This window comes from Mesorhizobium sp. Cs1321R2N1, from assembly GCF_037179725.1.
GTDB lineage: Bacteria > Pseudomonadota > Alphaproteobacteria > Rhizobiales > Rhizobiaceae > Mesorhizobium > Mesorhizobium salmacidum.
Map to the genome: position 1 here is coordinate 1 of NZ_JAPYKP010000196.1, position 8,013 is coordinate 8,013.

An 8,013-nucleotide genomic window follows, 5' to 3' on the forward strand; every position below is an offset into this window, starting at 1 on the left:
GATCCTGCTGGTCGGCGACGAGCCCTATTATGGCCGCTTCGGCTTTTCGGCCGCCAGGACCGGTGCGCTCGCCATGCCGGGACCTTACGAGCGGCACCGCCTGCTGGCGCTGGAACTGGTGGAGGGCGCGCTCGACGGCGCCCAGGGCACGCTGAAGGCGACCGGCCGCAAGCTCAAGGCACAGGCGCCGAACCTTGCGGCGTGACGATTTAAGCACAACTGCCATTCAAACAAAACGCCGCCTGAAAAGGCGGCGTTTTGTTGTCTCGAAGCCGCTTCTGGCGGCCGCGTCCGTTCAGCCGATCAACTGGCTCAGCGCCATGGCGACGGTCATGTCGCCTTCGACCTTTATCTTGCCGGTCATGAAGGCCATGGTCGGGTTCAGGTCGCCCGCGATCAGCGAATCCAGATCGTCGAGCGACAGCTTGATGGTGCAGTCGGCGGGAGCGTCCGTGGTCGAGACGGTTGCGCCGTCGATGACGACGACGCCGTCACTGCCGGTGTCGAATTTCACGGAACGATCGAACCCGCTGCTGGCCACGCGCGACTTGATCTTCTCGGCAATCTCCTGAACGCTCACGCTGTTCTCCTGTCTGGTTGCATTCTGTCGCGCAACGGCACTTCGGTCCAGCCGAATTCCATGCGGCATCACTGGCGATCACGATCGCTGCCGCATATAGCTTTGGATTGACGTTTACGTCAACGCGAATTGCAGGAATCGGCCCCGACTCCAACTGCTATCGGGACCACTGGCACCGGGCAGATCGTTCAATGCGCGCTGACCGGCTTAGGCGTCTCGGGCGCCGGGGTGCTGGCATCCTGGCGTCGGCGCAGCCAGTTGTCGCGGATCTCGTCCTTGCTCAGGAAATTGACCTGGTCGATCAGGACCTCATGCACCAGGGTTGCGCCGACACGTGTGTTGATCGTGTCGCGGATGGCGGCGCGAAAGGCATCGAGGTCGACCGTCGCCTTCTTGCTGAAGTCGATCTGGGGATGGGCATAGAGATAACTGTAGACCTCGTCTGTAATCAGCGCCTCGGCCGGGATCGACAGCTTCTTTATCTGTTCCGGCTCGACGGTATAAACGAGCTTGGCCAGGAAGTAGCCGTCGATCTTCGAATCGTGGATCAGCGGCACCGAAATGACGTCGGTCTTGACGTAGTCCAGCCCGCCCAGCATCGGCTTGGGTTTTTCGCCTACGCCGCGTTCGCCGGCGGCCTGGAACGAATAGAACACCGCGCCGAGCGTGGCGGCGCAGATCCAGACCGCTATGGCGATGACCTTGATCATTTTGAACCTGGGCCCGGCATCGCCGCGCTCTAACCTTTCTGCCTGCCGAACTCGCCGGCGGAGTAGGTGCCGTCGGTTTCGGCGCGCTGGATGGCGCTGCGCAGCAGGCCGGCAACCTCGTTGACGGCGCTCAGATGCGCCAGGATCGCGGCCTCGTTCTTCGCCAGCTTCTGACGCAGCCGGGTTAGGCCCTCACGGTGCTGCTCCAGGAATTCGGCTTCGCTGCCGCCCTTCATTGCGCGGGTCAGCTCGTAGAGATAGCGGCTCTTGCGGGCGTTCGACGCCTTGAGGTCATAACTTGTATCACTGCGGATGCCGGCAGTCTCTTCCTCGACCACCTCCTCGATGCGGCCGATGATGGCGGCAAGGTTTCCGGGCCGAGCGAACGGGGTCGGTGCGTCCGACGCGGTTGCTCGCGCTGGCAGGTTGGCGGTGAATTCGGAAGAGTCGGCCATGGTGTTTCCCAGTCTAGACCTTGATGTCTGTTTTTATGGTTGTCTCGTCGCCGGTCATCGACCTGGCGGCCTTGCGCTGTAATTCCTGGACGAGCGAGGTGGACAGACGGGTCTGCCGGTCGATCTCGGTCTTTTCCGGTCCATTCGAAACCGGGCCGATCGGTACCTTGCGCTTGCCGTCCATGTAGTGGTCGGCGAGCAGCGACTTGGCGATGCCGATGCCGCCGCGATCGGCCATGACGTCGGCGACGCGCTCGGCGAGTTGCGATTTCCACATGTCGCCGGCGAGACCCGTGCCGTAGATGCCCTCGGTGTCCTTGGGCAGCATGTTCTGGATGAAGGTCTGCAAGACCATCGCCTCGAACTTCCTGAATTTCTTGGCAGGATCGGCCGTCGCCGCGGCTTTGTCAGCTGTCGCGCGCGACAGGATCGAGCCGGCATCGACCGAGGCCGCGGTGTCGACCGAAAACGTGCCGGCGACGCTCCCGGCGCGCTTCGTCAGCGCGGCGCGGGCAGCCTCGATATCCATCGGATCGGCAGCTCGGGCGACATCCATCACGATGTCGCTGGGTGGAGAAATCGCCAAGAAGGTCCGCCTTTTGCCGGGTTTCCTTAGCCAGGACCATGCCTCAACAAGCTTGTGGCAGGCTTGCGGGGAGGCGCAGGGGCGGGAATCGGGTCTGCCGAGTGCCAGAAGCAGAACATGATATCCAGTCGTTGTTGCTCCATTGCGGAGGGGATGACGCTGGTCGATAAGCAATCAGCTTGTTCGGAGCCGATCGCTCAAGACTTTCGTCACCCCCACCCAAAATCAGCGCACCGTGCTCAGCACAGGCGTGTTGAGAAGCTGCTGCTCCCAAAGATACGCGATGCCGCTGCCGCCGAAGTGCTGGATGAGAATCTCGGTCAGCTCCTCGACATGCTCGGTGCGTGCCCAATCGCGTTGCCATTCGCCAGCGAGCGCCATCACGGTCATCACGTTCGCGCCGGCTGCGATCATTCGCTGGATGGCAACTTCGTGAGACTCCTTCGAAATCCCGCCCGACGCGTCGGTGATCACAGTCACGTCCCAGCCTTCGCCGGCGGCCTGGATCACAGGCATTGCGACGCAGACCTCGGTCCACAGGCCGGCGATGATCAGCTGCTTGCGGCCGGTCGCCTTGACGACGTTCACCACATTCTTGTCCTGCCAGGTGTTCACCCAGGTGCGATCGATGACTTCCTGGTCCGGAAATACGTCGGTGATCTGCTTAAAAAGCAGTCCACCGCGCACCGCGATCACGCTGGTGAGAATGGTCGGAACATTGAAGGCTTTTGCTAGCTTCGCCAGCGCGGTCGTGTTGTTGACCACCATGTGCGGATCGTGGCTGTTCAGGTTTGCGAGTTGATAAGGTTGGTGATCGATCAGAACGAGGACCGAGTCTTCAGGACGAAGAAGCGAATCAAGACCGTTGCGAGGGGTCATCAAAACTTCCTTTCTCTGCCGCCATCGACGGCTATGGGTTCACGGGAGACATGCGCCAGCGGGCGACGTTGCCTGGACGCAATTTGCTGTTCCGCTCGGTGATGCGGTAGTGCCATAGTCAGGCAAGCTGTGTCGCGAAATCAGGAACGCCAAGTTGGACATCGAGGATTTGCAGACATTCGTCGTAGTGGCCGATGCAGGGGGCGTATCGGCAGCCGCGCGTCGGCTCGGCGTTTCCAAGTCAATCGTCAGTCGGCGGCTCGCTCGGGTTGAAGCGGAGCTTGGCGTCCAGCTTCTTGCACGAACGACCCGGGGCGCCGCGCTTACAGAAGCGGGAATCACGTTCAGGGATCATGCGGCCCGGGCCAGCGCCGAGATCGACACAGCCAGGGAAACGATCCTCCCAACCGGTGATCTGCGCGGTCGCCTGAGGGTTGCCATGCCGCTTTCTTTTGGCCCGACCCACTTCGCTCCCGTGCTTGCGGAAATGGCGCATCAGCACCCTCAGCTCCAGATCCATACCTCCTACAGTGATCGCTTCGTCGACCTTGTCGCGGAGGGTTTCGATTGCGCGATCCGGGTCGGGTACCTTCAGGACTCCAACTTGATCGCGAAGCGCATCGGGCCGATCTATGGAAAGCTTGTCGCAAGCCCGGATTATATCAAAGCGCACGGTTCACCTCAGACGCCAGATGAGCTTGTCACTCATCAGGCACTCATGCAGGGAATGGAAGCCTGGCAGTTCATGGATGGCAGCAGGATTGTCACGGTTCAGCCGCAGGGCAGGTTCAAGGCCGACAACGCCACGGCGCTTGCCGCTGCCGCCGCGGCAGGAGTCGGCATCGCCTGGCTCCCCGATTGCATCACATACGAATATGTGGCCTCCGGCGCGCTCGTTCCGGTGATGACACGCTATCCCCCACCTTCGGCAGGCGCTTATGTCGTCCGACCGCCAGGTCGGCACCCCGCGCGAAAAGTCCGGGTCCTCATCGAAATGCTGATCGAGTACTTCGCACGAAATCCGGACGTTTGGGGTGTCGACCGTTAAACACGAACGGGGCGAAGCATTGCGCTGGAGCGCTCCCTGGGACAGGAAGACACGTGTTTGTGGGCAATCGGTCGACCAGCGCCATGCCTCCCGGTCGCCAAAAGCTCGGCACTATTCCTGTCCCCGCTTCTGCGCGATCAGGTCCAGGCGCTCGCGGTCTGATCTCTCGCGTTCGTCGCGGTTGCGCACGTCCTTGTAGGCGCGCTCGACGATGTTGGTGCGGGCGCTTGCCGCGGCGATGAGGCCGGCTTCCTGCCTCGCGTTTTCCAGGCTTTCCTCCTGGCGCACGACGGCCTGGGCGATGCGGCGATGGTAGAGATCGGGGAACAGGCTGGAGAGGGAATTGTCCTGGTCGAAATGGCCAATCAACTCGTGGGCTTCGGTCTCGGCGGCGTTTGCCGCGGCGACGAAGGCGGCGTGGCGGCTTTCGTGCAAGGCTTTCAGCTGTTCCTGCACCTTGACCAGTTTCCTCAAGCGGTCCTTGCGCGTGCTCATGTCACCTTGCCAGTGTGAGGTCGACGAAGCCGTCGACGAACAGCGACAGCATGGTGCCGATGGCGAAATAGAAGATCAGCATGCCGCCTGCGATAACGAAGGGCTGGGAGATGAAATAGATCGGGATCTGCGGGGTCAGCTTGTTGACGAAGCCGATCGTCAGATTGACGAGAATGGCATAGGCGACGAAGGGGCTGCCGAGGCGGATGATCAGGAAGAACGTGTCCGACACGGTGTCCGTGATGTCGACCAGTGCGGCCTGCGGGTTGAAGAAGACGTTGACCGGCGCGACCGTGTAGGACGTCACCAAGGCACGGACGATCTCGTGGTCGAAGTCGAAGACGAACAGCATCAGCAGCGCCGAGAACGAAATGATGGCGGCAAGGGCTGCCTGCGGTTCCGGCTCCTCGATCGCCGGTCCGCCGGAGCCGCCATAGCCGATCAGCATGGCGATGGCCGAGCCCATGAAGCGAAGCGCTTCCATGTAGAGCCTGGTCATGGCGCCGATCAGCCCGCCGACCAGCAGCTCCGAGATGATCATCGGCACCAGGACCTGCGGGCGCGGATCAACGAAGGGAAAGATCTTGTCCCACAGGAAGGCGAGCAGGCCGCCGGTGGCGGCGACAGCGACGAACAGCCTGACCTGCACCGGAACGCGGGCGCTGGACAGGCCCGGCATCAACATGAAGCAGGCGCCGATGCGGCAGAAAGCGAGAAACGCCGCGATGACGACGGCCTGCGAGAGAACGCTCACGATATGGTCCCGAGCACCCTGATCTCGACGCCCTTGGCGATTTCGACGTGGGAGAGCACCGGCAGCGTGGTGAACAGGCGCTCGATGATCATGCGCACATAGGGGCGCGCGTCGGGCGCGGTGACGAGGACGAAACGCTCGCCGGCTTCCAGATGTTTCTTGATCGCCTTGGTGGCGTCCTGGCCGAACTCCTCGAGCTGGCGCGGATCGATGTCGAACTCGCGCACCTCGCCCTTGGCGTCGCGCTTGAGGCTCTGGTGGAAGGCGAGGTCCCAGCGGTTGCCGAGGCGCAGCACCTTGAGCACGCCGCCTTCCGAGAGGTCGCCGCAGATCTGCTGGGCCATGCGGATGCGCACATGTTCGACGATCTGCTCGGTGCGGCGCACATGCGGTGCGATCTCGGCGATGGCCTCGATGATGAGATGCAGATTGCGGATCGAGACGCGTTCGGCAAGCAAAAGCTTCAGCACGGCCTGCAGGCCGGGATAGGAGATGTGGGTGGTGCAGATCTCGTCGGCGAGCTTGCGGTATTCCTGATCCTGGCGTTCGAGCAGCGCCTTCATGTCCTTGTAGGAGAGGAGCTGCGGCAGGTTGTTGCGGATGACTTCCGAGAGATGCGTGAGCAGCACCGACATGTTGTCGGCGAAGGTGAAGTTCTCGCGCTTCAGATCCTCGGCGAAGGTCTCCATGACGGAATAGGCGCGCATGCCGAAGGCGGGCTCGCGGATCTCCTCGCCGGGGATTTCGGGGATGTCGCGGTTGCCGAGCAGCACCATGATCTCGCCGACGCGCATCGAATATTCGGCGACCACGGTGCCGTGCACCTTGATCTGATAACTTTTCGGCGGGATGGCGAAGTCGTCGGCGACGCGGACTTCCGGCACGACGAAGCCGTATTGCTGGGCGAATTTCTTGCGCATCTTGGACATGCGGAAGACCAGTTCCTGGTGCGAGACCAGCAGCCGGGTCGAAAGCTGCTTGCCGATCAGGAGCTCGATCTCTGCGGTGGCGAGCGAGGCCTTGACCGAATTCTTTTCTTCCTCGGCCTTGGTCGCCTTCTCCTGGCTTTTCAGCGCCTCGGCCTCGGCGACGGCCCGGTTGTGGCGCATCGGAATGACATAGCCGAGGCCGGCCATGCCGGCGGCCAGCGCGAAGAACGGGAACAGTGGCAGGCCGGGCATCAGGCCGAGCAGCACCAGCAGTGCGGCCGCCACGTAGAGCGCGCGCGGATGGGCACCGAGCTGGCCGAACACGGCCTGGTTCGTCGAGCCGCGCGTGCCGCCCTTCGACACCAGCAGGCCGGCCGCCAGCGAGACGATCAGCGCCGGAATCTGGGTGACGAGACCGTCGCCGACAGACAGCTTGATGAACACGTCGGCGGCCTCGCCCATGCCCATGCCGTGCCTGATGTAGCCGATGGCGATGCCGCCGACGATGTTGATGGCGGTGATGATGAGGCCGGCGATGGCGTCGCCGCGCACGAATTTCGAGGCGCCGTCCATCGAGCCGAAGAAGGAGGATTCTTCTTCCAGTTCGCGGCGGCGCAGCTGTGCGGTCTTGTCGTCGATCATGCCGGCGGAGAGGTCGGCGTCGATCGACATCTGCTTGCCGGGGATGGCGTCGAGGGTGAAGCGCGCGCCGACCTCGGCGATACGGGTGGCGCCCTTGGTGATGACGATGAAGTTCACCACGATCAGGATCATGAAGACGATGAGGCCGATGACGAAGTCGCTGGCCATGACCAGCTTGGAGAAGCCGGCGATGACATAGCCGGCGGCGTGCGTGCCCTCATTGCCATGCGACAGGATCATGCGCGTGGTGGCGATGTTGAGCGACAGGCGCAGCATGGTGGCGATGAGCAGCACGGTGGGGAACGAGGAGAAATCGAGCGGCCGCTGGATCCACAGCGCCACCATCAGGATCAGCACCGAAAGCGCGATCGAGAAAGCCAGCCCGATGTCGATGAGAAAGGCCGGGATCGGCAGGAACAGCACGGCCAGGATGATGACGATGCCGAGCGCGAAGAAGATATCGCGGCCGTTCTTGGCCACCGCGCCGGGCTGGATGCTTTCGCTGATCGCCATTCTCGTCCTCGAACCACAGGGCTGCCGAGCATGCGACAGCCCGGCGAGGGTAGCTGGCCAAGCTTGCGCGAGGGTGGGAGAGTGGCCGGATCGACTCTCTCGCGAAGGACAATCCATGCTGCTGATCATCGGTACGATCCGCCTGCCGCCCAACAGGCTCGACGAGGCTAGGCCGGTAATGGAACGCATGGTTCGCGCCAGCCGCGCCGAGGACGGCTGCCTTGAATATTCCTATGCGCAGGATGTGCTTGATCCCGGCTTGATCCGGGTCACCGAGGCATGGCGCGACAGGCCGGCACTCGATGCGCATTTCCGCTCGCCGCACATCGCCGACTGGCGCGCGAGTTGGCCGGGCCTCGGCATCGGCGAGCGCAATCTCATGCTCTACGAGGCCGGCGAAGCCATGCCGACCTGAGCGGTCC

The 8,013-nt window shown here is 62.8% G+C and carries 10 protein-coding genes and 1 pseudogene; 3 read left to right on the plus strand and 8 right to left on the minus strand.

Annotated features, from left to right (window positions below; genetic code table 11):
* Positions 1 to 205, plus strand: a pseudogene (locus O7A61_RS29460) (GNAT family N-acetyltransferase); the annotation flags it as partial.
* A 90-nt stretch (positions 206 to 295) separates the two neighbouring features.
* Here the strand turns inward: O7A61_RS29460 and O7A61_RS29465 are convergent.
* The 5 genes from O7A61_RS29465 to O7A61_RS29485 all read right to left on the minus strand — a co-directional run bounded on the left by O7A61_RS29465 (position 296) and on the right by O7A61_RS29485 (position 3,210).
* Positions 296 to 580: an SCP2 sterol-binding domain-containing protein gene (locus O7A61_RS29465; RefSeq protein ID WP_337106018.1), complete on the minus strand. Its 285-nt coding sequence runs from the start codon at positions 578 to 580 to the stop codon at positions 296 to 298.
* A gap of 188 nt (positions 581 to 768) precedes the next feature.
* Positions 769 to 1,290, minus strand: a complete 522-nt coding sequence (locus tag O7A61_RS29470) for a hypothetical protein (RefSeq protein ID WP_337132746.1) — start codon at positions 1,288 to 1,290, stop codon at positions 769 to 771.
* A 29-nt stretch (positions 1,291 to 1,319) separates the two neighbouring features.
* Positions 1,320 to 1,745 carry a hypothetical protein gene (locus O7A61_RS29475; RefSeq protein WP_027144780.1) on the minus strand — a complete coding sequence of 142 codons (426 nt, stop codon included), beginning with the start codon at positions 1,743 to 1,745 and terminating at the stop codon, positions 1,320 to 1,322.
* A gap of 13 nt (positions 1,746 to 1,758) precedes the next feature.
* Positions 1,759 to 2,331: a rod-binding protein gene (locus O7A61_RS29480; protein WP_337132747.1), complete on the minus strand. Its 573-nt coding sequence runs from the start codon at positions 2,329 to 2,331 to the stop codon at positions 1,759 to 1,761.
* A 225-nt stretch (positions 2,332 to 2,556) separates the two neighbouring features.
* Positions 2,557 to 3,210, minus strand: a complete 654-nt coding sequence (locus O7A61_RS29485) for a hydrolase (protein WP_337132748.1) — start codon at positions 3,208 to 3,210, stop codon at positions 2,557 to 2,559.
* 154 nt (positions 3,211 to 3,364) lie between these two features.
* Between O7A61_RS29485 and O7A61_RS29490 the strand changes: the two genes are divergently transcribed.
* Positions 3,365 to 4,258 carry a LysR family transcriptional regulator gene (locus O7A61_RS29490; protein ID WP_337132749.1) on the plus strand — a complete coding sequence of 298 codons (894 nt, stop codon included), beginning with the start codon at positions 3,365 to 3,367 and terminating at the stop codon, positions 4,256 to 4,258.
* A gap of 111 nt (positions 4,259 to 4,369) precedes the next feature.
* Here O7A61_RS29490 and O7A61_RS29495 read toward each other — a convergent pair whose 3' ends face one another.
* From O7A61_RS29495 to flhA, 3 genes are read right to left on the minus strand one after another with little or no spacing between them, the layout of a single operon-like run.
* The gene (locus tag O7A61_RS29495; RefSeq protein WP_337132750.1) at positions 4,370 to 4,753 is read right to left on the minus strand and encodes a hypothetical protein; all 384 of its coding nucleotides are present in this window, start codon (positions 4,751 to 4,753) and stop codon (positions 4,370 to 4,372) included.
* A 1-nt stretch (position 4,754) separates the two neighbouring features.
* Entirely contained in the window at positions 4,755 to 5,507 is a 753-nt protein-coding gene (fliR, locus tag O7A61_RS29500) for a flagellar biosynthetic protein FliR (RefSeq protein ID WP_337132752.1), read from the minus strand.
* A complete protein-coding gene (gene flhA, locus O7A61_RS29505) occupies positions 5,504 to 7,591 on the minus strand; it encodes a flagellar biosynthesis protein FlhA (RefSeq protein ID WP_127869888.1) in 2,088 nt (695 codons plus the stop codon). The genes fliR and flhA overlap by 4 nt, the downstream gene beginning before the upstream one ends.
* Positions 7,592 to 7,706: 115 nt before the next feature.
* Between flhA and O7A61_RS29510 the strand changes: the two genes are divergently transcribed.
* Positions 7,707 to 8,006, plus strand: coding sequence for a putative quinol monooxygenase (locus O7A61_RS29510; protein ID WP_027144775.1), 300 nt, complete (start codon positions 7,707 to 7,709; stop codon positions 8,004 to 8,006).
* The last annotated feature ends 7 nt before the right edge of the window (positions 8,007 to 8,013 follow it).

Excerpts from the sequence above, each read along its gene's own strand:
- O7A61_RS29470 (WP_337132746.1), bottom strand. The coding sequence starts at position 1,290 with ATGATCAAGGTCATCGCCATAGCGGTCTGGATCTGCGCCGCCACGCTC.
- O7A61_RS29475 (WP_027144780.1), bottom strand. The coding sequence starts at position 1,745 with ATGGCCGACTCTTCCGAATTCACCGCCAACCTGCCAGCGCGAGCAACC.
- O7A61_RS29485 (WP_337132748.1), bottom strand. The coding sequence starts at position 3,210 with ATGACCCCTCGCAACGGTCTTGATTCGCTTCTTCGTCCTGAAGACTCG.
- O7A61_RS29495 (WP_337132750.1), bottom strand. The coding sequence starts at position 4,753 with ATGAGCACGCGCAAGGACCGCTTGAGGAAACTGGTCAAGGTGCAGGAA.
- flhA (WP_127869888.1), bottom strand. The coding sequence starts at position 7,591 with ATGGCGATCAGCGAAAGCATCCAGCCCGGCGCGGTGGCCAAGAACGGC.
- O7A61_RS29510 (WP_027144775.1), top strand. The coding sequence starts at position 7,707 with ATGCTGCTGATCATCGGTACGATCCGCCTGCCGCCCAACAGGCTCGAC.